At 66.8% G+C, this 26,113-nt stretch carries 25 protein-coding genes; 10 read left to right on the plus strand and 15 right to left on the minus strand.

Annotated elements, in window-relative coordinates; translation table 11 throughout:
* The first annotated feature begins 53 nt into the window (after positions 1-53).
* From AC5P99_RS00080 to AC5P99_RS00100, 5 genes are all read left to right on the plus strand, one after another.
* A complete protein-coding gene (locus AC5P99_RS00080) occupies positions 54-1,091 on the plus strand; it encodes a S41 family peptidase (RefSeq protein ID WP_049450597.1) in 1,038 nt (345 codons plus the stop codon).
* Between the two features lie 3 nt (positions 1,092-1,094).
* Complete coding sequence (locus AC5P99_RS00085) at positions 1,095-1,430, plus strand: hypothetical protein (protein WP_043034012.1); 336 nt, start codon at positions 1,095-1,097, stop codon at positions 1,428-1,430.
* 49 nt (positions 1,431-1,479) lie between these two features.
* Entirely contained in the window at positions 1,480-1,914 is a 435-nt protein-coding gene (locus AC5P99_RS00090; protein ID WP_005411035.1) for an SseB family protein, read from the plus strand.
* Between the two features lie 137 nt (positions 1,915-2,051).
* Positions 2,052-3,005, plus strand: coding sequence for an RHS repeat-associated core domain-containing protein (locus tag AC5P99_RS00095; RefSeq protein WP_024957024.1), 954 nt, complete (start codon positions 2,052-2,054; stop codon positions 3,003-3,005).
* A complete protein-coding gene (locus tag AC5P99_RS00100; protein WP_024957023.1) occupies positions 3,002-3,409 on the plus strand; it encodes a hypothetical protein in 408 nt (135 codons plus the stop codon). The genes AC5P99_RS00095 and AC5P99_RS00100 overlap by 4 nt, the downstream gene beginning before the upstream one ends.
* An 85-nt stretch (positions 3,410-3,494) precedes the next feature.
* On the opposite strand, the gene AC5P99_RS00105 is transcribed toward AC5P99_RS00100, so the two are convergent.
* Together AC5P99_RS00105 and AC5P99_RS00110 are read right to left on the minus strand one after the other, a co-directional pair.
* A complete protein-coding gene (locus AC5P99_RS00105; protein ID WP_049450595.1) occupies positions 3,495-4,715 on the minus strand; it encodes a multifunctional CCA addition/repair protein in 1,221 nt (406 codons plus the stop codon).
* Between the two features lie 204 nt (positions 4,716-4,919).
* Complete coding sequence (locus tag AC5P99_RS00110) at positions 4,920-6,905, minus strand: transglycosylase SLT domain-containing protein (RefSeq protein ID WP_495212785.1); 1,986 nt, start codon at positions 6,903-6,905, stop codon at positions 4,920-4,922.
* A 151-nt stretch (positions 6,906-7,056) separates the two neighbouring features.
* On the opposite strand from AC5P99_RS00110, the gene AC5P99_RS00115 reads away from it, so the two are divergent.
* A complete protein-coding gene (locus AC5P99_RS00115) occupies positions 7,057-7,464 on the plus strand; it encodes an ExbD/TolR family protein (protein WP_043034017.1) in 408 nt (135 codons plus the stop codon).
* A 9-nt stretch (positions 7,465-7,473) separates the two neighbouring features.
* Here the strand turns inward: AC5P99_RS00115 and AC5P99_RS00120 are convergent, their stop codons facing one another.
* On the minus strand, positions 7,474-7,815 hold the full coding sequence (locus tag AC5P99_RS00120; RefSeq protein ID WP_134948574.1) for a hypothetical protein: 342 nt from the start codon (positions 7,813-7,815) through the stop codon (positions 7,474-7,476).
* Between the two features lie 362 nt (positions 7,816-8,177).
* Between AC5P99_RS00120 and AC5P99_RS00125 the strand changes: the two genes are divergently transcribed.
* Positions 8,178-11,039, plus strand: a complete 2,862-nt coding sequence (locus AC5P99_RS00125; protein ID WP_005414478.1) for a TonB-dependent receptor plug domain-containing protein — start codon at positions 8,178-8,180, stop codon at positions 11,037-11,039.
* 44 nt (positions 11,040-11,083) lie between these two features.
* Here AC5P99_RS00125 and AC5P99_RS00130 read toward each other — a convergent pair whose 3' ends face one another.
* From AC5P99_RS00130 to AC5P99_RS00145, 4 genes are all read right to left on the minus strand, one after another.
* The gene (locus AC5P99_RS00130) at positions 11,084-11,518 is read right to left on the minus strand and encodes a hypothetical protein (RefSeq protein ID WP_234411856.1); all 435 of its coding nucleotides are present in this window, start codon (positions 11,516-11,518) and stop codon (positions 11,084-11,086) included.
* 198 nt (positions 11,519-11,716) lie between these two features.
* Positions 11,717-13,876 carry a ferric-rhodotorulic acid/ferric-coprogen receptor FhuE gene (gene fhuE / locus AC5P99_RS00135; RefSeq protein ID WP_108270537.1) on the minus strand — a complete coding sequence of 720 codons (2,160 nt, stop codon included), beginning with the start codon at positions 13,874-13,876 and terminating at the stop codon, positions 11,717-11,719.
* A gap of 171 nt (positions 13,877-14,047) precedes the next feature.
* Positions 14,048-14,599: a M23 family metallopeptidase gene (locus AC5P99_RS00140; protein WP_043034019.1), complete on the minus strand. Its 552-nt coding sequence runs from the start codon at positions 14,597-14,599 to the stop codon at positions 14,048-14,050.
* 9 nt (positions 14,600-14,608) lie between these two features.
* Positions 14,609-15,091 (minus strand): Lrp/AsnC family transcriptional regulator, encoded by a 483-nt coding sequence (locus tag AC5P99_RS00145; RefSeq protein ID WP_005411028.1) that lies wholly within the window; start codon positions 15,089-15,091, stop codon positions 14,609-14,611.
* A gap of 72 nt (positions 15,092-15,163) precedes the next feature.
* Between AC5P99_RS00145 and AC5P99_RS00150 the strand changes: the two genes are divergently transcribed.
* Positions 15,164-16,033: an EamA family transporter gene (locus AC5P99_RS00150; protein ID WP_012481254.1), complete on the plus strand. Its 870-nt coding sequence runs from the start codon at positions 15,164-15,166 to the stop codon at positions 16,031-16,033.
* Between the two features lie 111 nt (positions 16,034-16,144).
* On the opposite strand, the gene AC5P99_RS00155 is transcribed toward AC5P99_RS00150, so the two are convergent.
* The 4 genes from AC5P99_RS00155 to AC5P99_RS00170 all read right to left on the minus strand — a co-directional run bounded on the left by AC5P99_RS00155 (position 16,145) and on the right by AC5P99_RS00170 (position 19,436).
* Positions 16,145-16,882 carry an endonuclease/exonuclease/phosphatase family protein gene (locus AC5P99_RS00155; protein ID WP_005411026.1) on the minus strand — a complete coding sequence of 246 codons (738 nt, stop codon included), beginning with the start codon at positions 16,880-16,882 and terminating at the stop codon, positions 16,145-16,147.
* Positions 16,883-16,935: 53 nt separating this feature from the next.
* Positions 16,936-17,772 (minus strand): thiol:disulfide interchange protein DsbA/DsbL, encoded by an 837-nt coding sequence (locus tag AC5P99_RS00160; protein ID WP_005414471.1) that lies wholly within the window; start codon positions 17,770-17,772, stop codon positions 16,936-16,938.
* Positions 17,773-17,878: 106 nt separating this feature from the next.
* Complete coding sequence (locus tag AC5P99_RS00165; RefSeq protein ID WP_262091135.1) at positions 17,879-18,529, minus strand: thiol:disulfide interchange protein DsbA/DsbL; 651 nt, start codon at positions 18,527-18,529, stop codon at positions 17,879-17,881.
* Between the two features lie 106 nt (positions 18,530-18,635).
* A complete protein-coding gene (locus AC5P99_RS00170) occupies positions 18,636-19,436 on the minus strand; it encodes a c-type cytochrome (protein ID WP_005411023.1) in 801 nt (266 codons plus the stop codon).
* A 156-nt stretch (positions 19,437-19,592) separates the two neighbouring features.
* Here AC5P99_RS00170 and yihA point away from each other — a divergent pair, with 156 nt between their 5' ends.
* On the plus strand, positions 19,593-20,195 hold the full coding sequence (gene yihA, locus AC5P99_RS00175) for a ribosome biogenesis GTP-binding protein YihA/YsxC (RefSeq protein WP_005411022.1): 603 nt from the start codon (positions 19,593-19,595) through the stop codon (positions 20,193-20,195).
* A gap of 72 nt (positions 20,196-20,267) precedes the next feature.
* Here yihA and AC5P99_RS00180 read toward each other — a convergent pair whose 3' ends face one another.
* The 3 genes from AC5P99_RS00180 to AC5P99_RS00190 all read right to left on the minus strand — a co-directional run bounded on the left by AC5P99_RS00180 (position 20,268) and on the right by AC5P99_RS00190 (position 23,402).
* Entirely contained in the window at positions 20,268-21,239 is a 972-nt protein-coding gene (locus AC5P99_RS00180; protein WP_049402420.1) for an MBL fold metallo-hydrolase, read from the minus strand.
* Between the two features lie 637 nt (positions 21,240-21,876).
* Entirely contained in the window at positions 21,877-22,701 is an 825-nt protein-coding gene (locus AC5P99_RS00185; protein ID WP_495212786.1) for a helix-turn-helix transcriptional regulator, read from the minus strand.
* Positions 22,698-23,402: a VIT1/CCC1 transporter family protein gene (locus tag AC5P99_RS00190; RefSeq protein ID WP_099605454.1), complete on the minus strand. Its 705-nt coding sequence runs from the start codon at positions 23,400-23,402 to the stop codon at positions 22,698-22,700. The genes AC5P99_RS00185 and AC5P99_RS00190 overlap by 4 nt, the downstream gene beginning before the upstream one ends.
* 152 nt (positions 23,403-23,554) lie before the next feature.
* On the opposite strand from AC5P99_RS00190, the gene AC5P99_RS00195 reads away from it, so the two are divergent.
* On the plus strand, positions 23,555-24,919 hold the full coding sequence (locus tag AC5P99_RS00195; protein ID WP_049450587.1) for a glutamate--cysteine ligase: 1,365 nt from the start codon (positions 23,555-23,557) through the stop codon (positions 24,917-24,919).
* 123 nt (positions 24,920-25,042) lie between these two features.
* On the opposite strand, the gene AC5P99_RS00200 is transcribed toward AC5P99_RS00195, so the two are convergent.
* Positions 25,043-26,101 carry an NAD(P)-dependent alcohol dehydrogenase gene (locus AC5P99_RS00200; protein ID WP_049450585.1) on the minus strand — a complete coding sequence of 353 codons (1,059 nt, stop codon included), beginning with the start codon at positions 26,099-26,101 and terminating at the stop codon, positions 25,043-25,045.
* Between the last annotated feature and the right edge of the window lie 12 nt (positions 26,102-26,113).

Here is a 26,113-nt window from a genome sequence, read left to right on the forward strand (position 1 = left end):
CCATCACCTGCGGGCTATGCTGTGCGCCTGCCTCAACGACAAGGAAACGTCACATGCAGGTTCGCAAGGGAGTGCGTCGCATCGGCGCGCTGATGCTCGTGTTGCTGGCGACCGGCGCCATGGCCGATACGCCAGGCGCGGTCGAGGTGCCCTCGCCGGAGGCCCAGGCCGAGATCCTCAATCTGCTTGAACGGCAAGCGCTGTATCGCGATCGGGTGGACTGGGCCGCCACCCACGTACGCCTGCAATCGGCGCAGGGCGACCCCGCGCAACGGCTGGCCGTTCTGCGCGAAGCCATTGCGGTCAGCACGGGCAATCATGGCGGATGGACGACGACCCAGCGCCAGAGCGAATCCCTTGCGCGCGCGCAGCAGGCCGGCGCCGCCGCCGTGGACCGGGCCAAGGCGGCCGATGCGGTGGATATGCGCATCGGCTGGGTGGTCATCGAGGGCTATGCCTCCACGCCGGGCGCGACGCCGCAGGAAAAGTTCCGCCAGGACATCCAGCGTGCCGCGCGGTGGCAGCAGGTCATCCGCAGCAAGGACGACGGCGCGCGCTGTGGCTGGATCGTCGACCTGCGTGACAACAGCGGTGGCAACATGTGGCCGATGCTGCTGGGCATGGCACCGCTGCTGCGCACCTCGGTAGTGAACAACGAAGATGTGGGGTCGTTCGAAACTGCACAGGGGCCCGAGCGCTGGACGTTGACCGCGACCGCCGTGCAGCGTGCAGGCAAGTCGGTGCTGGACTTCGGCCAGTCCGGCTATGTGCTGCGGCAGCCCGGCGCGCCGGTGGCGGTGCTGTTCGGGCCGCGCACCGGCAGTTCGGGCGAGGCCTCGGTGCTGGCGTGGCGTGGTCGTCCGCAGACGCGGAGTTTCGGTCAGCCCACTGCGGGTGTCTCCACTGGCAATGTCGTGCACACGCTTGCCGATGGCAGTCGCCTGCTGCTGACCACCACCGTGATGCGCGACCGCAATGATCGTGGTGATGGCTTGAAGATCGAGCCCGACCAGCGTATCGAGGGTGATGCCGCCACTTTGGCCGCCGCCCAAGCCTGGCTGCTGGCCCAACCCGCCTGCCAGGGCCGCTGATCCATGATCCTGATCGGCCAGCAGGAGCGGGTGGTGGTGGTCGGCCCGACCGAAGCCCACCATTGCCTGCGCTGCCAGACGGAAACCGAGTTCGCCCCGCAACTGCGCTACAAAATGGCGCGCATCGACCTGCTGTTTGGCCTCACCTACCAGCGCCGCTACGAGCTGGCCTGCACCCGGTGCGGGCACGGCTGGGTGCTGGATACCGAGACCATGGACCAGCAGCTGGGCGGGGTGCCGATCCCGTGGCGGCACCGCTTCGGCCTGCCGTTGATGCTGGTGGGCGTGGCCGGGCTGGCCGCGCTGGGCTGGCTGTGGCGGCACGGATTCCTCGGTTGAGGAGCGGGCCTGTTAAAGTCTGCCCTGCAACCACGTACCGGAACCGACCATGGACCACGACACCCCGTTCGAACCCCTCAACGACCTCGAGGTGCGCCTGCTGCAGGCCCAGGACGGCACGCTGACCGCATCGCAGTTCCTCGATGGCCTGCTGACCTCGACGGCGTTCGTGCTGCTGGACAAGGCCATCGGCGAAGACGGTGCCTGGGACGAGAGCATCTCGCCGCTGGTGCTGACCAGCGAGAGCGGCGAGCCGATGTTCGCGGTGTTCACCGCGCCCGAGCGCGCGGGCCTGTGGCACGAGCAGCTGCCGCAGTTCGCGCATGCCATGCCGATCGCGGTGCACGCGCTGCTGGCCGGGATCGGCGACGGCGTCGGCCTGGTGCTGAACCCCGGCCTGGACGTGGGCATGGAGATGATTCCCGATGCCGTGGCCCAGCTGAAGCAGCGCGCCGCGGCGATCACCCGCGGCATGGCGCACTGAGCCAGGAACCACGTTCGGCAAGGGGCGCATGTGGCTGCAATGCTCTGCACGAAACGGGCAGGGCAGGCGAGCGGCAGGGAAAGTGGGCACGCGCGGACCCAGGGGGCATCCCCCGCTCATGGGGGAGGCAGTTCAGGATGGACCTGCTGGAGAACGGAATGGTGGCTTCGAAGCTGCGGCTGGCGTTGTTCGCATCGACTTCACTGATGTACAGCGCCATTGCCGGCGCACAGGTCGTCACCTACGTCCATACCGACGCCCTCGGGTCGGTTGTCGCTGAAACCAACGGGGCGGGCGCCGTCATCACACGCTATGACTACGAACCCTACGGAGCCGCGATCGGTGAAGGGGTGGCCGATGGTCCTGGCTATACAGGGCATGTAAGCGACGCGGCTACTGGGTTGAGCTACATGCAGCAGCGGTACATGGACCCACAGCTGGGAGTATTCCTGTCGGTGGACCCGGTGACGGCATATGGACAGCCGGTTGGGCAGTTCAACCGCTACCACTACGCCAACGGAAATCCCTACCGGTTCACGGATCCGGATGGACGATGCCCGGAAGGGGCCGGCCGGTCCACGTGCATCGATGCCAGGCGTTTCGACCAGAGCCGATCAAGTGGCCTGGACATCCAGCTTTCGGCGCAGACGGAGAAGACCGCTCTGGCCAACACCGATTCGGTGAGAGTCGGTAGTGGCAACCGGGAGAAGGCTGTCACCATCGAGGCAAGCAGCAACGGTACCGAGTCGATCCGGGTGGATCCATCAATGGCGACGTCCTCGGATGCCTCCGGGTTCTATGCGGAACTGACGCCGACCGCCGATACCGTGGCTGTGATGCACGGCCATCTGGAGCAGAGTGGCCTGGTGGATCGGCTGACGCCAGGAGATTCGGGTCCCCTCGTGAGCCCGGGGGTTCCCAACATCACGGTGGACAGCACGGGTTCGCGGGTCGGTGTGCGTGAGCTGGTCGACGGCAAGGTGCAATTCCGGATGATTCAGGGCCGCATGACGCCGACCGAGCAGCGGCTCATCCAGCAGAACATCACCAAGCAGCAGGAGCTGTTCTACCTACCAGGAAGTGGGCGATGAAGTGGTTCCTGCCTGGCGTCTTCCTGTTGTTCGCAACCGTGGCCGGGTGTGCAACTTCCGGGCAGGCACCTTCCTCCAACCCGGCGGCGCTGCTGCCAAGCAAGGCCATCAAGGGAAGCGCGGAGCTGGATGGGTCTCAGGTGGAACTTCGCGGCTACCTGGTGGCACAGTTCGAGGATCGTGGCATCTGGGACAGCAAAGCGGAGTACCGCCGGTACAACAGTGAAGCAAGCTGTGTGTCGCTTTTGATCCCCAAGCGCATGATTGACCAGGTTGAACGACGCTCTGGTGCCTACGCGACCATCAGGGGGAAACTGATCGGGGACCTGCGATCCCGAGGGACCGTGCTGCTGGGTGGATGCAATGTCGTGGCAATTGAAGTCCAGGAGTTGGGTGAGAACTGACTCCTGTGGCGGCAACCTGGGGTTGCCGGCCAGCGGCCGGCACTACCCATGGGAGTCGGTGCGCGGCCGCCACGGCGGTTGCGGATCAGCGGGCGGCGGCGATGGCTTTTACGCGTGCCTTGGCCAACGCTTCACCGATGGCCGGGCCCTTCAGATGGGTGGTATCCAGGTCCCGCGCCTGTACTGACAGTGCCGCCTGGTGCAGGCGCTTGAGCGTTTCGCCCTGCGGGTAGTCGGCGTCCTCGAAGCCGAGCCGGCCGCGTTTGTCGGCCTCGCAGCACAGTGCGATGCGGGCCACGCGCTCCGGCCGGCGCAGCGCATCACAGCGGCCCAGTAGTTCCAACACGGTGGCACCGCGGAGTTCGTCGATGCGGTGCACGTTCAAGTGCTCCCGGCAGACCGCTTCGGCCAGCTGCTGGTGCTCGGCAGGAATCTTCAACCGCGCGCACAGCGCCTTCAGGGGTTTGATACCGCGCTGTTCGTGCATGATGTGGCGCGGCCACTCCTCCGGCGGGGTCAGGCCCTTGCCGAGATCGTGGGTAAGCGCGGCAAAGCCGACCAGGTCATCGCCGGGGGCCAGCTTCGCCGCCATGTCGCTGACCATTTCCTGGTGGATGCCGGTATCGACTTCCGGGTGGAATTCGGCACGCTGCGGCACGCCATACAGCGCTTCCAGCTCGGGCAGGATCGGGCCCAGTGCATGTGCATCGTGCAGCGTGCGCAGGAAGGCGGAGGGCCGCTCACTGACCAGCGCCTTGCGCAGTTCCTGCCAGACGCGTTCCGGCACCAGCGCGTCCAGTTCGCCACTGGCGGCGATCTCGCGCATCAGATCCATCGTTTCCGGCGCAACGGTGAAGCCCAGCGGCGCGAAGCGCGCCATGAAGCGCGCCGCGCGCAGCACGCGCAACGGATCTTCCACGAACGCAGGGCCGACATGGCGCAGCACGCGCTGCTCGATATCACGCACGCCGCCGTAAGGATCGACCAGCGCCCCGCTGTCTTCGTCGCAGGCAATCGCATTGATGGTGAAGTCGCGGCGCTGCAGGTCTTCTTCCAGCGTCACTCCCGGGTCGGCATCGACCACAAAGCCGCGATAGCCGCGGCCGGATTTGCGTTCGGTGCGCGCCAGTGCGTACTCCTCACCGGTCTTTGGATGCAGGAATACCGGGAAATCGCGGCCGACCGCGGTGTAGCCCTGCGCTTCCATCTGCGCGGGCGTGGCGCCAACCACCACCCAGTCATGGTCGCCGGCGGGGCGCTGCAGCAGGCGGTCGCGTACGGCGCCGCCGACAAGATAGATCTTCATGGCTGGAATCATCGCATGCCCGGCGCAGATGCACCGGTAGTGCCGGCCGCTGGCCGGCAACGGCAGTCACACCGAAGCTGCCGGCCAGCGGCCGGCACTACCGATACAGCGGCCAGCCTGATCCAGGCCAGCAGGCTCATCGTTTCACTCCAGGGCGTGGATACCGGGGAATGCCGGCCAGCGGCCGGCAGTACCGTGTTGCGATCAATCCCCGCCCTGCTCGGCGTTGGCGGCGCAGCTGAAGTTCTTGCGCTTGTCCACCAGGCGGCCCATCAGGCGGTCGCTCAGCGGCAGTGCATCACCATTGAGGCGCCAGTCGTAGATCACGCTGAAGGCCAGCACACGGGCGACGTACTCGCGGGTTTCCTTGTAGCTGATGGTCTCGATCCACAGGTCCGGGTCAAAGCCCGGGCGCTGGCTCTGCCAGCGCGCGGTCGGGGTCGGGCCGGCGTTGTAGGCGGCGATGGTCACGTACGGCAGGCCGTCGTACTTGTTCATCAGCTGGCGCAGGTAGGCGGTGCCGATGGCGATGTTGGTGTCCGGGTCGTAGAGGCTGTCGGCGCCGCTGTAGCCGGTCAGGCCGATCGACTTGGCCACACCGGCACCGGTGGCCGGCAGCACCTGCATCAGGCCCATGGCGTTTGCAGGCGAGCGCGCACGCGGGGTGAACGTGCTCTCGGCGCGGATTTCCGCCGCCACCCAGGCCGGATCGATCGCGTTGCGTGCCGATTCGCGGCGGATGGTGGCGTCGTGGTGCAGCGGGAAGCGCAGGTCGTACAGGCGCTGTTCCTGCGGCTGCTTGCCGAGCGCGAACACGGCGCGGTCGAACCAGCCGTTGTCCTGCGCGACGCGTACCGCGAGGCGGCGCTGGGTGTCATCGAAGCGCGACAGCGCGCTGTTCCATTCGGCCACGGCCCAGCCGGTGCGGTCGATCTGGTACAGCGCCATCGCGCGCTGGATGGCCGGGTCGCGCGCGATCACCGCCTGTGCCTGCGCGCTGTCGTTCGGCTTCCAGGGGCACAGCGTGTAGCCCTGCTGCAGCTTGTCGGCAGCCAGGAAACCGTGGAAGGTCGGTGCGCGCGCCGCATCGCGGAACAACGGCTGCGCCTGCTGGGCCTGGCCGGTCTTCTCCAGCATGCGGCCTTCGAAGTAGCGCCAGCGCGGGTCGCTGCGCTGCTTGCTGGCCATCTTGCGGATCGCGGTCAGTGCCGCCGGCCAGTCACCGCGCGACATCGCCTCGCGCACGCGCCATTCGTGCAGGCGTTCGTCATACGCCGATTCCGGCACTGCGTTGAGGCGGCGTGCCGAATCGGGCAGGTAGGAAGCCACCGTCCACAGCGCGATCTGGTACAGCACCTGGCCCTGCTGCTCGGCACTCAGGCCGAGCGCCTGGGCGTACTGCGGCAACTGCTGTTCGGTGGCGGCCGGGTCGGCCTTGGCCAGCTTGGCCAGGCCGTCGGTGGCGATGCGCCGGCTGCGCTCGTTGCGCGGCCAGTTCAATGCGCTGGCATTGGGCTTGTCGACAAAGGCGGCGTAATTGTTGGCCAGCGCCAAGTCGGTGGCAGGCAGGCCACGTGCGGCGCTGCGCATCACGGCCGGCTGCTGGGCGTCGGCGGCGGCATCGATGCGTTCCCAGCGCAATGCGTCACTCAGTCCGCCCTGTGCCTGCAGCACGGCGAAAACGGCGTCACAGCCGTCTGGCAGCGACTTGCCGTTCTTGCGCCACAGGTCCTGTGCCTCGCTGATCCACTGCGGATCGACCTTGCCCGTCACCTGGCGCGCGGTCAGCTGCGCACAGCGCAGGCCTGCGTTGTCGGTGGGCACCCAGTTGGCGAGCAGGGTGGGCCAGTCCTGGCGGCGTGCGACCGAGGGCAACCACACGCTGCGGAACGTGTTGGCCACGGCCTGGCCGTCATAGCGCTTGAGGAAGGCCTGGGCCTGCGCGGTATCGACGGTGTCGATGTTGCGGCGCAGGTTGGCGTACTCCAGCCAGCCGTAAGCCGGATGGCGGCTGAGTGCGGCGGCCTGGCCGGGATCGAACTGGCCGCGTTCGGCGGCAGCGATCGCGGCCTTCAGCTGCGCGTTCTGGGCGTCGAGGGACTGGGCATTGGCGCAGCCGATCAGCAGCGTGGTGGCCAAGGGCAGCAGGGACAGGGCGGTCGAGGAGCGTCGGGTCATGGCACTCAGCATAGCGGGGGATGGCTGAATTCAGTTTCGCATTGTGTGGACGCCGGGCGTTGGCAACGACAGCTGAATGAACCCGTACAGGCCACTGCCGCAGGTGACGGAAGGCGACGTACTGTCGGCCTTGGGCGAACGGCCCGGCTGCACGGAGCGGCACATGGCGTTCAGTAGCGCAGGAAGAAGCGGCCCGCTGGCGGACATCAATGTCACGCCACTGGTGGATGTGATGCTGGTGCTGTTGATCATCTTCATCGTGACCGCGCCGATCGTGGCCCGGCCGATTGCCGTGCAGCTGCCACAGTCCACCGATCGCACGATCGATCGCCTCGAACCGCCACCGCCGATCGAGCTGAGCCTGGACGCTGGCAACCAGCTCAGCTGGAATGGCCAGCCGATGGTCATCGGCGATCTGCAGGCGCGCCTGCAGGCACAGGTGGGCGAACATGCCGGCAACCTGCCGGAGCTGCGCATCGCCACCGATCCGGCGGCCGAGTACGAAGGCATGGCGCGGATTCTGGCCGCTGCCGAGGCCACCGGTATGGAGCGCATTGCGTTCGTGCGGTAGGGCGTTGTCTCACTGCCGCTCATGCGGTGATTGCTGCATGAGCGGCGCTTGCCCTGCTGACAGTGTCGCATCCAGGATCCGCAGAAAAGCCATTTCAATCTGCGCTGGAACCGCTGTCGGATGTGCTCGCCACTTTCTGCTCTCAGGGTCATGTTCAACGTCGAAAGCAGTCAACTCGGCTCTCTCGAAATCCACCACAACCGTCAGTCCCTCTCCCGAGGCCAAGGCCGCATCGCTGGGAGAGGGGCAGTTGTTGCACTCGATCACGCCGCCTGCCCTTGATTCGCCTGCCAAGGAAAGAAGCAGCGTCAGTACCATCATGACGCCCGGCACGGCAGTTGCTGCTTTCATGATCGATCCTCCCGCGAATGGCTGCAGGTGCGAGTCTGCACGGGGTCGACTAGCGGGGCCTTCTAAACGAAGGAATTTCAAACTATTCCTGAAACGGTCCGGCAAAGACCTTTTTCATGAATGCGGCAGCTCCCGGCGCGCGCTGTCGCAGCCAGCATCAAGGCTGCCTGCTGCGAACAGTATCGTCCGGTCATAACCTGCAGCTATCTGACGTAATCGGCCTGCAATTGCGTCAATTCCGCGTGAAATAGTGTCGATCATCACGCCTTGGTTTTTACCACTTGTTTACAAAGGAGACGCTGCCGCCATGCAGGGGGGAGCGCGGCAGTCCAAGTCCCGACATTCCTTTGGAGAGAGAGCGAATGATTCACCTGCATCACCGCCCGTTGGCGGTTGCCGTTGCGCTGTGCGTGACGGCCCTGGCACCGTTGGGTGCCGCTGCGCAATCCACCACCAACCTCGATGCGGTGGAAGTGACCGGTACCCGCATCAAGCGCGCTGAAGTCGAAGGCCAGGTGCCGATCCAGACATTGACGCGCGGTGACATCGAACGCACCGGCCTGACCTCGATCGGCGAAGTGCTGCAGCAGCTCACCGGTTCCGGTTCGGCGCTCAACGCCAAGTTCAACTCGTCCGGCAACTTCGGTTTCCCGCCCGATGGCAGTGGCGTGGGTGCCGGCTCGGCGCAGGTCGATCTGCGCCACCTGGGGGCCAAGCGCGTGCTGGTGCTGGTCGATGGCATCCGCTGGGTCAATGAGTCGTCCGCCTCCGGCGTCGGCTCGGCTACCGATCTCAATACCATTCCGCTGGCCATCGTCGAGCGCATCGAGGTGCTGGAAGATGGCGCGTCGTCGCTGTACGGCTCCGATGCCATTGCCGGCGTGGTCAACATCATCACCCGCCGTGACTTTGATGGTGGGCAGGTGACGCTGAACTACGGCGAGTACAGCAAGGGCGACGGCACGCAGAAGGGCGTGGACCTGGCCTGGGGCAAGAGTGGCGACCGCTTCAGCCTGTTCCTGGGCGCCAGCTGGACCAAGCAGGATCCGGTATTCGCCAAGGACCGCGAGCAGTCGCGCTTCCCGATTCCCGGCACCGGCCTGGCGTTCGGCAGCGGTGGCATTCCGCAGGGCCGTTTCATGTTCACCGACCCGAACACCGGTGCGGTGCAGAACATCGTGCCCAATACCGGCGTGAGCAATCCGCGCTACGACGGCAGCGCCGGCTGCAGCCGCACGGATGACTACCACTGCTTCACCACCGCCGACCGCTTCAACTTCGCCGAATACAACATGGTGCTGACGCCGTCGGAGCGCAAAGGCCTGTTCGGTCAGTTCCGCTTCGACATCACCGACAACGTGCAGTGGTACGTCAAGGCACTGGGCAACCGTCGTGAGTCGACCAACCAGGCCGGCCCGGAGCCGCTGTTCTTCGGGCCCGATGGTGCCACCGGCAATCCGCTGGCCGACAACATCGTGGTCTCGCGCCTGAACCCGTACAACCCGTTCGGCTTCGATCTCGTTTCCGGCGACAACATGAGCCTGATCGGTCGTCGCCCGGTGGAAGGCGGTGCGCGCGTGTTCAAGCAGAAAGTGGACACCACCTACTTCGCCACCGGCCTGGTCGGTGACTTCCATGCCGCCGACCGCAGCTGGTACTGGGACGTCAACGGCATGTACAGCAAGAACAAGGCCGAACAGACCAACTACGGCAGCTATGACATCTACAAGGTGAACATGGCGCTGGGCGATCCGTCCGTCTGTGCGGCCACGCCGGGCTGCGTGCCGCTGAACATCTTCGGCGGCGTCGGTTCGATCACCCCGGACATGCTGAAGTGGATCCAGCCGGTGGTGCGCGACCGCAGCCAGAACGAACTGAGCCTGTTCACCGCCAACCTGTCCAGCGAGCTGTTCTCGCTGCCGGCCGGTCCGGTATCGTTCGCCACCGGCTTCGAGTACCGCAAGTACAAGGGCTCCTACCAGCCCGATCCGCTGACGGTGATCGGCCACTACAACGGCGTACCGTCGCAGCCGACCTCCGGTTCCTACGACGTCAACGAGGCCTACCTGGAGTTGAGCGTGCCGATCTTCGCCGATTCCTCGTTCGGCAAGAAGCTGGACCTGAGCCTGGCCGGCCGCTATTCGGACTACTCCACCTTTGGTGGTGAATTCACGCCCAAGTACGGCCTGCGCTGGCAGGTGACCGATGACTTCGTGCTGCGCACCACCTACGCCGAGGGCTTCCGCGCACCGTCGATCGGTGAACTGTACGGCTCGGCGGCGCGTGCCGACCTGCAGCTGTTCGACCCGTGCTCGGTGGGTCTGGGCGGCACTCCGCCGCGTGGCAGCGCCGCCAACTGTGCCGCGCTGGGCGTGCCGGCCGGCTTCCAGCAGGCCAACTCGCAGATCTCGGTGACCACCGGCGGCAACCGCGAGCTGGAGCCGGAACGCTCGCGCAGCTTCAGCGCCGGCTTCGTGTGGAGCCCGTGGTTCGGCAACAATGCGTCGTGGTCGGAGCGCTTCGATGTGGAAGTGACCTTCTACCGCCACGCCATCGATGGTGCGATCCAAGCGATCAACGCGCAGACCCAGCTGGACCTGTGCGTGGATACGCTGGACCCGGTCTACTGCGATGGCATCACCCGTGCCAGCACCGGTGCGGTCAGCAGCTTCAACAACCGCCTGACCAACCTGGGGTCGATCAAGACCGACGGCTGGGACGTGGATCTGTTCTGGACCCTGCCGCAGACCTCCATCGGCCAGTTCAAGCTGGCGTGGAAGAACACCTTCGTCGGCCGTTACGAGGCCACCGGCGCGGCCGGGCAGAAGCAGCCGCAGAAGCCGGGCGTGGAAGTGGCCGACAGCTCGATTCCGGAGTGGACCAGCAATGCCAGCATCGGCTGGACGATGGACCGCTGGAGCGCCAACTGGACGGTGCGGCACATCTCCGAGCTGACCGAGAACTGTGGCGATGCCGCGGCCTTCCCGGTGTGCAGCAACCAGGCAGCGGGCACCAACACGCTGTCGGCCACCACCTTCCACGACATGCAGGTGGGCTACAAGATCGACTGGATGAAGGGGTTGCAGCTGACCGCCGGCCTGAACAACGTGTTCGACAAGGATCCGCCGATCTGCCTGTCGTGCTCGTTGAACGGCTACGACGCTTCGACCTACGACATCCCGCGTGGCCGCTACTGGTACCTGCGCGCGGATCTGCGGTTCTGATGAGGGACCGGTGCCGGGCATGTCCCGGCACCGGTCATCAGGGATCAATCCGGAATGTCCTGTTTCGGGGCGTCCTGCTCAAGGGCCGCGCGGCGGAAGGCTGTGCGCGCCCAACCCAGCCCGACCACGATCATCATCGGCCCAGCCGCGAAGGCGGGCAGTGACGGGATGCGAAACTGCGATTGGTGCTCGATCAGCAGGTTGTAAAGGATCCAGACAACCAACAGCAGGCCGATGACCGCACACAACAGCCCGAACAGCACCTGCGGAACGCCCATTGCCAGGCCGAGCGCTCGCTCGGTACGGGTGGGGCTGGGGATGGCACGCAGTTCACGGCCCAGATCGAACCAGGACAGGATGGCGGCGGGCAGGCCGATCAGCAGAAGCAGGATGAAGTAGCCGTTGCCGGTGCCGATCATCAGCGGTAGCGACGAGAACAGGGCCATGAGCGAGAGACCGAGTTTCGTGCGGGTGCGCATGGCCGGTCGTCCTTGAAGGGGAGGCGCAAGGTGTCCGTATGGCACGGGTCGAAGTTAGGCCACCGTGTCCGCGACGCTACACCTGCCGGGGCGCCGCCGCAACGAGGGCGCTGAGCGCCCCCGTTGTAGAGTCGAGCCGTGCTCGACTGCCCTCTGTGGCCGAGTCGGGCATGGCTCGACGCTACAAAGCCGGTTGGATCAGAACGACCAGGTGAACGTCAGCGAGCCGTTGCGGCCATCGCCGTACGCACCGTAGCCGTTGATCTGCGACAGGTACTTCTTGTCCAGCAGGTTGTTGAGGTTGGCCTGCACGCTGAACTCCGGCGAGATGCGGTAGCGCACGAAGGCGCTGACCAGTGCATAGCCACTCTGCTCGATGCGGCCGTAGGCAGGCACCGCGTAGTAGATGCGGTTCTGCCAGTTGGCACCGCCACCGACGGTCAGTTCCTGCAGCGACTGCGGGGTGTAGCTGGTGAAAAGCTTCAGGGCGGTCTGCGGCAGGTTGGTGTTGATGTCGGCGTCGTTGATGTCCTTGGCCACGTAGCGCGAGGCGCCGAAGGTGGCATTCCAGCCCGGTGCCAGTTCGCCGTTCACCTCGAACTCGAAGCCACGGCTGACGGTGCCGCGTGCGGCGATCGAGGCGAACTCACCCGGGCGGCCGATGATCGGCTCGCTGGTGACCTGGGCGACGTTGTCCTGCTCGATGCGGAACACCGCCAGCGAGGCATTCAGGCGGTTGTCGAACCAAGCCCCCTTGACGCCCACCTCGTAGCTCTTGCCGTCGACCGGGTCGAGATAACGGTCGTTGCGGTCGCGGGCGGTCTGCGGCTGGAAGATCTCAGTGTAGCTGGCGTACGCGGAGTAGGTGTCGTTGATGTCATACACCAGGCCGGCGTACGGGGTGGTCACCTTGTGTTCGCGGTCGTCGTTCTCGCCTTCGCTCTTCCAGTCGGTGTAGCGGGCGCCGATGATCAGCTTCAGCGGATCGGCCAGTGACAGGCGTGCGGCGGCGTAACCGGCCTTCTGGGTGATGGTGCCCTGGCTGGCCAGTGCCAGCGGGTTCCAGTTCGGCTCGCTGATGTTGCCGGTCCAGTGCAGGTAGCTGGTGAACGGGTCCCAGGTCTTGCCGGCGCCACCGACCTGGTAGTCGCCGTAGTTGGCATAGTCGCGCTTGTTGTAGCTCAGTCCGGCCATGAACTGGTGCTCGCGGCCGAACAGCTGGAACGGACCGTCAATATAGCCATCAACACCGGTGACCTTGCGCTCGGTGTTGTAGAAACCCGCGGAAGGCGAGATGCCCGTGCCGTTGGTTCTGTCGAAGTTCGATGCGCCCGTGGTCCAGTCGTTGTATGCCGGGTAGAACAGCTTGTCGTCGGCCTTGGTCTCATCGTGCGTGGCACCGACCTTGAACTTCCAGCCATTGCTGAAGGCGTGCTGCAGGGTGGCGAACGCGCGCTTGCTGGTGGTGTCCCAGTAGGTCCAGTTCGGGCTGGCGTTGAACGATTCGTCATAGCCGGTGCGCGAGCCATCGGAGTACAGCATCGGGAAGCCGCCCCAGGTCGCGCCGTTGGCGCGCTTCTGCTGGTAGTCGTAGCCCACGCTCAGCTGGGTGTCCGGGGTCAGGTCGGCGTCGATGACCGCATAGCCCAGCGTCTTGCGCTGGTTGTAGCGATCCATCTGGCCGTCGGTGTCCAGGTAGCTGCCGATCACGCGGCCGCGCACGGTGCCGCTGGCGTTCAGCGCACTGCCCACGTCCACGGTGGTGCGGGTGCGGCCCCAGCTACCGACGTTCACCGAGACGCTGCCGTTCAGTTCGGCGCTGTCGGCATGCTTGCGGATCAGGTTCACCGACGCGGACGGATTGCCGGCACCACTGAGCAGGCCGGTGGCACCACGCACCACTTCCACGCGGTCGTACAGCGCCAGGTCCAGGCCGGAATCACCGTAGCTCCAGTTCTGCACCATCTGCGTCGGCAGGCCATCGAACTGGTAGGCATCGATGTAGAAACCGCGCGCGTAGAACTCGGTGCGTTCGCTGTCGGACTGGGTGCTGGTCACGCCGGTGGTGTTGGCCAGCACGTCGATGATGTCGTCCAGGTTCTGATCTTCGATGCGCTGGTGGCTGATGATGCTGATCGACTGCGGGATCTCGCGCGGGGCCAGGTCGAAGCGGGTACCGGCCGAGGTGCGGCGCACCGAATAGCCTTCGGCGCGTTCACCCTTCACCACCACCTTGTCGAGGTTGGTCGGATCGGCGGCGGTTTCGGCGAAGGCGGCCGGGGCCACGGCGCAGAGAACGGCGAGCACGGCAACGGACAGCCGTTGTGGCTGCGGCGTACGGAAGACGGAACGGGTCATGGGGGTCCTGGACGAGCACGCGCGCTCGGCCGGCATCCAGAGGCGAGGCGCTACGGGTGGGAAACGGACGGGCAGGCCGTCCTGGCACCACCGGAAACGAAAGAAATGGTAATACGAACTATTCCTATTTACAAATCATGAACAGATCGGTCTGCGGGTGTGCAGTGGCAGTCAGCGCAGCAATGGCAGCGGGTTTCGCGCGCCGTCGGTGCCGTAGACGCCCCAGTGCAGGTGCGGCGGCGTGCCCTTGGCGTTGCCGCTGTCGCCGACATGGCCGAGCAGATCGCCGGGTTGCACCACCTGGCCGCGTGCCAGGCCGTCGGCCCAGTCCTCCAGATGCGCGTAGTAGTAGCGTTCGCGCCCGGGCCCGATCACCCAGACCTGACGCCCGCCGAGCCCGCGTTCGCTGACATCCGCGACGACACCGGCCGTGGCGCTGCGCACTGGGGTGCCGCGTTTGGCGAAGATGTCGATGCCGGCGTGGGAGCGGTCACGGCCACGTGGCGCGCCGAAGGTATCGGCGATTTGGCGTGGCCGCACGCCGTCCACCGGCACCGGTAGTTGCGTTGCCGGCGGCATCCGCGAGAGCGCCCACAGCATCTTCGGTGCGACCGCCCATGGGCTGTTCCACAGCGTCATCGCCGCGACGAGCGCAATGGCCAGCCACAGGCCACGCAGCAACCAGCGGCGAAGGCGGTGGGCGTGGGAGGACGGTGTATTCATGGCTCGACGCTACAGAACCGGTGTCAGCGGGACCTCGAAACTCCGCTTCAACGTGCCCAGTGCCACCGAGGTGCGGAAGCGCTCGATGTTGTCATCGCCGCCGAACAACCGCTCGGTGATGGCCTCGTACTCTTCCATCGACGCCGCCGAAAGCAGCAGCAGGAAATCGCCATCGCCGGTGATGGAGTAGCACTGCTGCACCGCAGGGTCGTCCTGCACGCGGCGCCTGAACGGCGCCACGCGGTCGCGCTGCTCGCTGACCACGCGCACCTCGACGATGATGGTCAGCGGCCGACCGATCTTGGCTGCGGCGACCACCGCCACGTTGGCCGCGATCACGCCACTGTCCTGCAGGCGCTTGATGCGCCGTTGCACGGCCGGGGTGGACAGGTGCACGGACTCGGCGATTTCGCGCTGCGGCAGGGTGTTGTCCCGCTGCAGGAGGTCGAGGATGGCGCGGTCGAAACTGTCGAGCACGGGAGCGATGGCCATGGCGAGCAGAAGTTGCACGAACAGGCTGTCAATTGAGCCAAGTGCTCGACGCCGACGCAATAGACTTTGCGCATGCAGACCTCACGACTTGCGCCGATGTTGCCGGCGCTGGCGGTGCTCGGCTCGGTCACCTCGCTGGCCATCGGCACTTCCTACGCAAAACACCTGTTCCCGCTGATCGGTGCGCAGGGCACCAGCGCGCTGCGCGTGGGCTTTTCAGCGCTGTTGCTGCTGCTGTTCTGGCGACCATGGCGCTGGAAGACCAGCCGCGTGGATGCGATCACCATCCTGCGCTACGGGCTCACCCTGGGGCTGATGAACCTGCTGTTCTACATGGCCCTGCGCACGATTCCCTTCGGCATCGCGGTGGCCATCGAGTTCACCGGGCCGCTGACGGTGGCGATGCTGTCATCACGACGCCCGATCGATTTCCTCTGGGTAGGCTGCGCGGCGGTGGGGCTGCTGTTGCTCCTGCCGATCGGCGGTGGCCCCGCGCTGGACCCGGCCGGCGTGCTGTACGCGATGGGCGCTGCGGCCTGCTGGGGCCTGTACATCGTGTTCGGCAAGCGTGCCGGTCATCTGCATGCCGGGCACTCGGTCTCGCTGGGGCTGCTGGCGGCGTCTCTGGTGGTGGTACCGGTGGGCGTGGTGCATGCCGGTGCCGCGCTGCTCGACCCAAAGATCCTGGCGGCGGGCCTGCTGGTGGCACTGGTGTCCAGCGCGATCCCGATGTCGCTGGAAATGATGGCGCTCAAGCGCCTGCCGAAGGAGACCTTCGGCATCCTGATCAGCATGGAGCCGGCGGTGGCCGCGCTGTGGGCAATGCTGTTGCTGCACGAGCACCTGCACGGGCTGCAGTGGCTGGCGATCGGCTGCACGGTGTTGGCCTCGGTGGGCAGCACGATGACCGCGCGGCGCCTGAAGGCACCCGTCACCGCCTGAAAAAAAGGGGACGGAGGGGATTAAGTCGTTTGTGCCCCGATTTAGGGAGCGCCGGGCGGCGCCCGGCACAGGGCGTGCGGACCAACGGTCCGCACCTACCGCAACGGCGAGTCAGCGCAGGGCGTCGGCCGGGACGTCGATCTGCATCGCCAGGGCGAGGTGATCGGAGAACGCGGCCGGTACGGCTTCCACGGTGCGGGTCTGCAGGCCGCTGCTGACCAGGATGTGGTCGATGGCGCGGTCCGGCCGCCAGCTGGGGAAGGTCGGCACGATGCAGCCCGGGGGCTGCAGCCGGGTCTTCTGGTACAGCACCTGCATTTCCGGGCGCTCGGCCAGGCAGTTGAAGTCGCCCATCAGTACTGCGTTGGGGTGGTCGGACAACAGCTCGGCGATGAAGCCCAGCTGCGACATCCGCGATCCCGCGCCCAGCGACAGATGGGCCACTGCCACCGCCAGGCCATCGGCGCCATCGCCGAACTTGGCCAGCAGCACGCCGCGCCCGCCGATGCGGCCGGGCAGGGCGTGATCCTGCACTTCAACCGGTTCCAGCTTGCTCAACAGGCCGTTGGCGCTGGAGGCGACCCCACCCATGCGCCGGTTCGGCTGGTGGCTCCAGTAATTGAAGCCGGCGCGCTGGGCCAAATAGTGGGTCTGGTTGGTGAAGCCCGAGCGCAGGCTGCCCGGGTCGGCCTCCTGCAGGCCGACGATGTCATGGTCGCGCGCCAAGGTGGCGATCGCGTCAAGGCTGCTGCGCTTGCGACCCGCCGGCAGCGCATGTGACCAGCTGCGGGTCACATAGTCGCTGTAGCGGCGGGTACTTGAGCCGGCCTGGATGTTGGCCGTCAGCAAGCGCAGGGTCCGTGTACGGGGGGAATTCACGGCCGGGAAACGCTTCTCTTGGATCAGTGAGCCTGGGCCGCACCGCGTTCGCGGGCGATCAGGTGGTCGGCGATGCGCAGCATGTCCGGGAAGCTCTTGCCCTTCACCAGGTACTTGCCGTTGACGATGATCGACGGGGTGCCGCTGATCTGGCTGCGCTGCGCGAACTGCTTGGCCGAGTTGGTCTTGGCATTCACTGCGAAGCTGCCCATGGTGGCGGCGAACTGCTTCGGATCCACGCCGTAGGCACCGTAGAACTTGGCGATGTCTTCCACCGAATCACGGCCGCGCTCGCCCTTCAGGGTCTTCTGCGAGTGGATGGCGGCGTACAGCGCTTCGTGGGTCTTCTCCTGCACGCCCAGGGTCTGCGCGGCGTAGAAGGCACGGGCGTAGTCATCCCAGGTGCCGCCGAACATGGCCGGCACGTAGACGAAGTTCACGTCGCTCGGCAGGCCGGCCTTCCACGGGCCGACCAGCGGCTGGAATGCGGCGCAGGCCGGGCAGACGTAGCCGAAGATCTCGGTCACTTCGATCTTGCCGGTGGCCGGCTGGAACGGCTGGCCGTTCGGGATCACCTGGTAGTCGGCACCTTCCACCGGGGCCGGGCCGGTCAGTGCGGCGGTGGTCGGGGCCGGTGCGGTGGCCGGAGCCGCTTCGGCCGGGGCCTTCTCGCCTTCAGCGGCAGCCGGCGCGGCGCCTTCGCTGCCCGCCGCCGGCGCAGCAGCCGGTTCGGTGGTGGCTGCCGGGGCTGCAGCCGGTTCGGCCGGGGCCGCGGTGGTGTTGGTGCTGCCATCATCAGCCTTGCAGGCAGCCAGGATCGGCAGCAGCGCTGCGAGGGCGAGGGCGTAACGGATCTTCATGGAAACGTCTCCAGCATCTGGAATGGTGGGGCCGGCGCCAGGCGCCGGCCAGAGGGAAATGATGACATGCGGCGGCGACGGCGCCGTGTCGGTGGTGGGTGTTGGTTCAGCGGCCGCGGGCAGCGCGGGTCTGGGCGATCAGCGCCGAGGCGATGCGCAGCTGGTCGTCGAAGCTGTTGCCACGCACCAGGTACTGGCCGTTGATGATCAGCGCCGGGGTCCCCGGGATCCTGGTGCGCTGGGCGAACGCGCGCGCGGCATCGACCTTCTTCTGTACGGCGTCGCCGCGCAGGGCCTGCAGGTAACGGTCCGGGGTCACGCCATACGCCTTGTAGAAGGTGGCGAGCTCATCGGCCGAGACGTTCTGCATCGGCAGCGATCCCTGCTCGTGCAGGGCCTTGAACACGGCAGCGTGGCTGCGCTTGGCCACGCCGACCTCGTCGGCGGCGTAGTAGGCCAGTGCCCAGGCATCCCAGGCGCCACCGAAGGCAGCCGGGACCGGGGTGAAGCGCACGTCGGCCGGCAGCTTGGCCGCCCAGGCTTCCAGCTGCGGTTCGAAGTGGGCGCAATGCGGGCAGGTGTAGCCGAAGACCTCGACCACCTCGATCTTGCCGGCCAGCGGCTGGAACGGGCCCGGCTGGGCGATGCGCTCGTAGTCTTTGCCCTCGACCAGCGGGGCATTGGCGGGGGTAGCGGCGCAGGCTGCCAGCGGCAGCAGCACCAGCACGGACAACAGCAGGCGGGAAATCAACCTCATCGACACGCATCTCCGTTGAAAAAAGCAACGCCGGCGCAGTCGCCGGCGTGAAGGAAACATACCGCAGGCGCGGGCCGTGGTGGCGGCCCGGGCCGACCAGTGGTGGTCAGGGGGCGGCAGCCGGTTGCGCCGACGGGGGGGCAGTGGCCACATCGTCGGCCTTGTTGTGCAGGCCCTGCAGGTAGCTCGACAGCGCCTGCACCTCCTGCTCGCTCAGCTTCTGCGCGACTGTCGCCATGATCTGGAAGTGGGCCTTGTCGGTCTCGTTGGTCTGGCCGGCCTGGTATTCCTGCAGGCGGCGCGCGACATAGCTGGCGTGCTGACCACCGATGTGCGGATAGGCCGGACCTGGATTACCGGCACCGCTGGGGCCGTGGCACGCCATGCAGGCCGGCAGGCCGCGCTTGGCGTCGCCGCCACGGTACAGCTGCTGGCCGATCTCGTAGAACTTCATGCCCTTGTACGGGCCGTCGGTGACTGCCGTGTCATCGGCGATGCCGGCGGTGGCCTTCTGCGTGGCGAAGAACGCGCCGATGTCGCGCATGTCCTGCGGGGTGAGGTTCTGTACGAATGGCACCATCGCCACCGCCGCGCCGGAACTGCGCTGCCCATTGGCGATCAGGGCCATCTGCTGGGCGACGTAGCGTTCGCTCTGGCCGGCGATGGACGGGTACATCTCCACCGTGGAATTGCCGTCGGCGCCATGGCAGGCCGCGCAGGCCGAGGCCTTGGTCTGGCCGGCCTTGGCATCGCCCCAGTGGGTCTTGCTGAAATCCACCTCCAGCGAGGCGGTGTTGATCGGCCCGTTGTCGGGCAGCGGGGTCAACGTGGTCTGCGCGAACGCAGCAGCGGCAACGACTACAGCAGTGGCAAGGGCGGATACGGCAAGAACGCGAGCGTGGCGCATGCTGAAGCTCCGTATGGACCGGGCCGGGCGGTGGCCGCCGGCATCGCCCGGATTATCAACGCCGCTTCCGCGCACGGTCAACGCAGCAGTGCAGCAAAATGCCCGCAGAGGCCGCCGGCACGGGCGCGCGGCGCCGCAACATGCGATCCTAGGCACATGTCATTGCTCATCGAACGCGCCCGTTACCACCTTTCGGCCCACAACGTGCGGCAGCTGCCGCCCGACGAAGGGGCCGAAGTGGCCTTCGCCGGCCGCTCCAACGCCGGCAAGTCCAGTGCGCTCAACGCGCTGACCCGCCAGAACGCCCTGGCCCGTGTCTCCAAGACCCCTGGCCGTACCCAGCAGCTGGTGTTCTTCCAGGTCACCCCGGAAGCGCATCTGGTCGACCTGCCAGGTTATGGCTATGCAAAGGTGCCGCTGGACCTGCAGGCGCACTGGCAGGCCTTCATCGACAAATATTTCCGCACCCGCGAAGCCCTGAAGGGGCTGGTGGTGGTGATGGACATCCGCCATCCGCTGAAGGACTACGACCGGCAGATGCTGTCCTACGCCGTGCAGCGCGGCCTGCCGGCGCACGCCCTGCTGACCAAGGCCGACAAGCTCAGCCGCAGCCAGCAGATGCAGTCCCTGCAGAAGGTGCGCAAGGAACTGCAATCGGCCTACGGCGACAGCGTCAGCGTGCAGGTGTTCTCCGGCGAAGACCGTACCGGCGTGGACGAAGCCCGCGGCGTGATCGGCGGCTGGCTGGGGCTGGAATAAGGCATTGCCGGTCGCCCGGCTGGCAGCCGGGCGCTACCCGATCGGTGGGTGCCGACCTTGGTCGGCACACCCTCACAACGGCGAATACTCCGCCGGCACCCACGCATAGGCCTTACCCTCGCCACGCACATGGCCCAGGCCTGGGAAGGGCAGGTGCGCACCGGCCACCCACCAGCCGTTGGCGGTGGCCTGCTGCAGCAGCCCGCGACGGCTGGCGATGGCCGCTGTGCGGTCCGAATCGGCCTCGAATGCCGCCTCCGGGTGCGCGAACTGCACCGCATGGAAGTGCAGCACATCACCCCATACCAGCAGTGACTGGCCCTGGCTGTCGAACCGGTAAGAGACATGGCCGGGCGTATGGCCATGGGTGTCCATCGCCACCGCGCCGCCGGGCAGGGCGTCGCCGGGGCTGAAGGTGCGCAGGTGGCCGCTGGCCTGGTATGGCGCGACCGCATTGCGTGCCAGCGGGAAGGCGAAGCGCACGCCCTTCGGCGCGGTGGCCTCGCTGGCTGGGTTGAGCCAGTAATCGGCATCCGCCTTGGACAGCCACACCGTGGCATTGGGATAGGCCGGCTTGCCCTGCGCGTCGAGTACGCCGCACAGGTGGTCCGGATGGGCGTGGGTCAGCAGCACCTCATCTACCTCGGCCGGGTCCACGCCGGAGGCGCGCAGATTGCCCAGCACCTGGCCCAGGCCGGGGCCAAAGCACTGCGCGGTGCCGGTGTCGACCAGGGTCAGGTGGTTGCCCTGGCGGATCAGGAACGCATTGATCGCGGTCTGCAGGCCCTTCTTGTCTTCCGGCACGTAACGGCCTTCCAGCAGGCGGCTGACCAGCGTCGGCGGCACGTCCACCACTTCCTGCCGGCCGAGCGCGACCACGCCGTCGAACAGGGCGGTGACCTGCAGCGCACCGATGCGCTGGTGATAGACGCCGGGCACCTGCTGGGTGGGGGCGGGCGAGGTGGCCTCGGCCAGCGCGACCAGCGGCAGGGACGACAGGGCCAGCAGCAGGGCGCCGCGCAGCGGCAGGGGACGCAGGGTCATGGCGGTTCTCGGTGGATGACGGGCGGTTCCGTTGCTGTATAGCGTGCCGTGGCCGGCATGTGCACGGCGCTCAAACCACTGCGCGGAATGCTCAGGGAAGGGGTGTTGTCTGCAGGGCTGCGCCCTGCACCCGCAGAGGCAATGGCAACGGCAACGGCCGAAGCAAAAGCTGGTTTCCTGTTGGATGGCGGGGTGGGTCCGGTTGCGGGAGACGCCGTAAACCCGTCCATGGGGGCTTGGCCGCGGCATCCATGCCGCGGACACTCCCGCAACCGGACCCACCCCGCCTTCGACAGTTTTCCGCGATCTGTCAGCTCGTGGGGTCAGATCCGTTTTCCGCAGGAAAACGGATCTGACCCCACGAGTTTCATTCGATATCTGACAGATGTGTCGACCAAGGTCGACACCTACCAACAGTCGCGAAGATCTGTCAGAGGTGGGACGGTGTGGGTGGGCAGGACCGTTGGCGCCATGGATGGCGCCATCGAGCCCCCATGGATGGGTTTACGGCGTGTCCTGCCCACCCACACCGTCCCGCCCTCCCACGGAATGCCGCTCTGGCTCTGGCTCTGGCTTTGGCCGTTGCCGTTGCCGTTGCATTGAGCAGGTGCAGGGCTGCAAGCCCTGCCGAACCCCCTCAAATGTCCGTGGGAGCCAGTCCGTACTGCTCGGCGAAGCGCTTGCTGAAACTCGCCGCAGACCGGTAGCCCGCGCGCGCTGCCACGGTCTTCAACGGCAGGTCCATCGTGTAGAGCAGCTGCATGCCATGCGCCAGCCGTGCCTCGGTGAGCAGCTGGCGCAGGCTGGTGTCCTCGGCGGCAAGACGGCGGCGCAGTGTCGCGCCGCTCAACGCGAACTGTTCTTCCACATCGCGCGATTGCCAGTCGCGGGCCGGTTCGGCGGCGATGCGGTCGCGGATCTGTTCGCCCAGGCTCGGTGCCTGCGGCAGCAGCAGGTTGCCGTGGCCCTGCCGGCACAAGGTCAGTACCAGCGAGGCCAGGGCCAGCCGCGCTTCGCTGTAACGACCGTCCTGCAGCGATTGCCGCCACTGGCGCAGCACCGCGCCATGATCGATCAACGGCAGTCGCGCCATCGCCTGGCCTGGCGCGGGAAGCTCCTCGCTCCACAGCGTGCGTGCGGCCGCCAGCACTTCGGCACACAGCGGCACGATGGCGCTGAGGTAGCGGCCACTGCGTGGGTCGGGGGTGTTGACCACATCGATGCGGCAGCGCTGGGTCAGCAGCAGGATGTCGCCGGGGATGAACTCCAGCGACTGGTGCGCGGTACGCACCTGCTTGCGGCCTTCCAGCAGGATCGCGAACTGCGGTTGCGGAATCTCCACCGAGCTGGCGCCATGTTCGCGCCGCGCGGTGATGCACGCATAACCTTCGGCGCGTGCGCAGCCGGCCAGGCTGGCCATCTCGGCCAGCAGCGCGGTAACTGGCGGCAGCATGCCGGTCATGTCACCTGGGCGCCGAACACGCGACCGACGCCTGCAGCGGCGGCCATTGCCAGTGCACCCCAGAACATCACCCGTATTGCGCCGCGTACCGGCGGGGCGCCGCCGGCCTGGGCTGCCACCGCGCCGGTCAGGCACAGGCCGAGCAGGGTACTGGCCGTGGTCATCAGTGCGACCTTGTCGACCGGCGCCAGCAGGGCGGTCAGCACTGGCAGCGCCGCACCGCAGGTGAACGCACCGGCCGAGGCCAGCGCTGCCTGCAGCGGCCGGGCGCGCAGGGTATCGGTGATGCCCAGTTCGTCGCGGGCGTGGGCACCCAGCGCATCGTGGGCGGTGAGCTGTTCGGCCACCTGCCGCGCCAGCGCAGGCTCCAGGCCGCGGTGGCGGTAGATCGCGGCCAGCTCCTCCAGTTCGCTGTGCGGATCGTCGCGCAGCTCGCGCTTTTCCATTGCCAGGTCGGCCTCTTCGGTGTCGGCCTGGGTCTGCACCGAGACATATTCGCCCGCCGCCATCGACATCGCGCCGGCCACGGTACCTGCCACGCCGGTGGCCAGGATGGTCGCAGCCGAGGCGCCGCTGGCGGCCACGCCGACCACCAGGCCAGCCACCGAGACGATGCCATCGTTGGCGCCCAGCACGGCGGCTCGCAGCCAGCCGACGCGCTCGGAGCGATGCAGTTCGGGGTGTCGTGAATGGCGGCTCATGGCTCTGAGTGTACGAGGGTCAAGAGGGCGTCGGTAGGATGCTGAAACCCGTCACCGTCGCATGACGCAACGGGGTGCCACGCTATAGTGCGCCCTTGCGATGGAAGGCCGCGAGCCCCACATCCCCCGCCACCGTCCAGCGAGCCTTTCCCTTGTCGAGCCCCAGCCACGTCGCCGATACCCCCATTACCGACCGCTCGCAGCTGGTGGAGGTGATCGCCTCTGGCGAGAAGCCCCGCGCGCAGTGGCGCATCGGCACCGAGCACGAGAAGTTCGGGTTCCGCCTGGATGACCTGCGCCCGCCGACCTTCGAAGGCGAGCGCGGCATCGAAGCGCTGCTCAACGGCCTGGTCCGCTTCGGCTGGGAGCCGGTGCAGGAGAACGGCAACACGATCGCCCTGCTGCGCGATGGCGCCTCGGTGACGCTGGAACCGGCCGGTCAGCTGGAACTGTCCGGTGCGGCGCTGGAGACCATCCACCAGACCTGCGTGGAGACCGGCACCCACCTCAACGAAGTGGCGCAGGTGGCCGGCGAACTGCAGCTGGGTTTCCTCGGCATGGGCTTCCAGCCGAAGTGGAAGCGCGACGAGATGCCCTGGATGCCCAAGGGCCGCTACAAGATCATGCGTTCGTACATGCCCAAGGTCGGTTCGCTCGGCCTGGACATGATGACCCGCACCTGCACGGTACAGGTGAACCTGGACTACGCCACCGAAGCGGACATGGTGAAGAAGTTCCGCGTATCGCTGGCGCTGCAGCCGATCGCCACCGCGCTGTTCGCCGATTCGCCGTTCACCGAAGGCAAGCCCAACGGCTACCTGAGCTACCGCTCGCACATCTGGACCGACACCGACGCTGACCGCACCGGCATGCTCGACTTCGTGTTCGAGGATGGCTTCGGTTACGAGCGCTATGTCGATTACCTGCTCGACGTGCCGATGTATTTCTCCTACCGCGATGGCATCTACCACGACGCCAGCGGGCAGAGCTTCCGCGATTTCATGCAGGCCAGGCTGCCGGTGCTGCCGGGCGCGCTGCCGACGCTGCGCGACTGGTCGGACCACATGACCACCGCGTTCCCGGAAGTGCGCCTGAAGAAGTACCTGGAAATGCGCGGCGCCGATGGTGGTCCGTGGAGCCGCCTGTGTGCGCTGCCGGCGTTCTGGGTCGGGCTGCTGTACGACGACGCTGCGCTGGACGCTGCGTGGGACCTGGTGCGTGACTTCACCCTGGCCGAGCGCCATGCACTGCGCGACGGCGTGCCGAAGCATGCGATGAACCTGCCGTTCCGCAATGGCACGGTGCGCGACCTGGCCCGCGAAGCCGTGAAGATTTCCGTCGAAGGCCTCAAGCGCCGCGCGGCGCGCAATGCCGACGGCCAGGACGAGAGCAAGTTCCTGGACGTGCTGCAGGAGATCGTCGAATCCGGGCTGACCCCGGCCGAGCGCAAGCTGGCGCTGTTCCATGGCCGCTGGCACGGCGACGTCGATCCGGTGTTCCGCGAATTCGCGTACTGAGTGGATTGCGGTAGTGCCGGCCGCTGGCCGGCAGCCATGCGGGGGTGCCGGCCAGCGACCGGCACTACCAGAAGAAAAACCCCGGCATTGCCGGGGTTTTTCATTTTCCACATCTGCCTTGGATCAGGCGGCGTCCTTCATCGTCGCCATGTCGATCACGAAGCGGTAGCGCACATCGTTCTTCGCCATGCGTTCCCAGGCTTCGTTGACGTTCTTGATGTCGATCATCTCGACGTCGCTGACGATGCCGTGCTCGGCACAGAAGTCCATCATTTCCTGGGTTTCGGCCATGCCGCCAATCGCCGAGCCGGTCAGGTGCTTGCGGCCGAAGATCACGCTGCCACCGGTCAGCGGCGGGTCCAGTTCGGTCAGCACGCCGACCAGGCACATGGTGGCTTCACGCTTGAGCAGGCCCATGTACGGGTTGGTGTCATGGCCGACCGGGATGGTGTTGAGCAGGAAGTCGAAGCTGCCCGCGTGCGCCTTCATCTGCGCGGCATCGCGCGAGACCAGCACTTCATCGGCGCCCAGACGCTTGGCGTCGGCACCCTTTTCCGGCGTGGTGGTGATCATCACCACGTGCGCGCCGAGCGCCTTGGCGAACTTCACGCCCATGTGGCCGAGGCCACCGAGGCCGATCACGCCGACCTTCTGACCCGGGCCGACCTTCCAGTGGCGCAGCGGCGACCAGGTGGTGATGCCGGCGCACAGCAGCGGGGCGGCGGCCTTCAGGTCGAGGGTCTCGGACACCTTCACCACGAAGCGCTGTTCGACCACCACGTGGTCGGAATAGCCGCCGTAGGTCGGCGCGCCGCTTTCGCGTTCACGGCCGTTGTAGGTCCAGGTCGCGCCCTCTGCGCAGTACTGCTCCAGGTCGTGCTCGCAGGCATCGCAGTGGCGGCAGGAGTCGACCATGCAGCCCACGCCGGCGTGGTCGCCGACCTTGAAGCGGGTGACGTTGCTGCCGACCTCGGTCACGCGGCCGATGATCTCGTGGCCCGGCACCATCGGGTAGATCGAGCCACCCCAGTCGTCGCGGGCCTGGTGCAGGTCGGAGTGGCAGATGCCGCTATAGAGGATCTCGATGCGCACATCGTCCGGGCCGACCGCGCGGCGTTCGAACTCGTACGGGATCAGCGGGTCGGTATGTGAATGGGCGGCGTAACCACGGGCGAGGGACATGGGGAATCCTTG

The sequence above is a fragment of the Stenotrophomonas sp. YJH_SMC_80 genome, assembly GCF_059372495.1.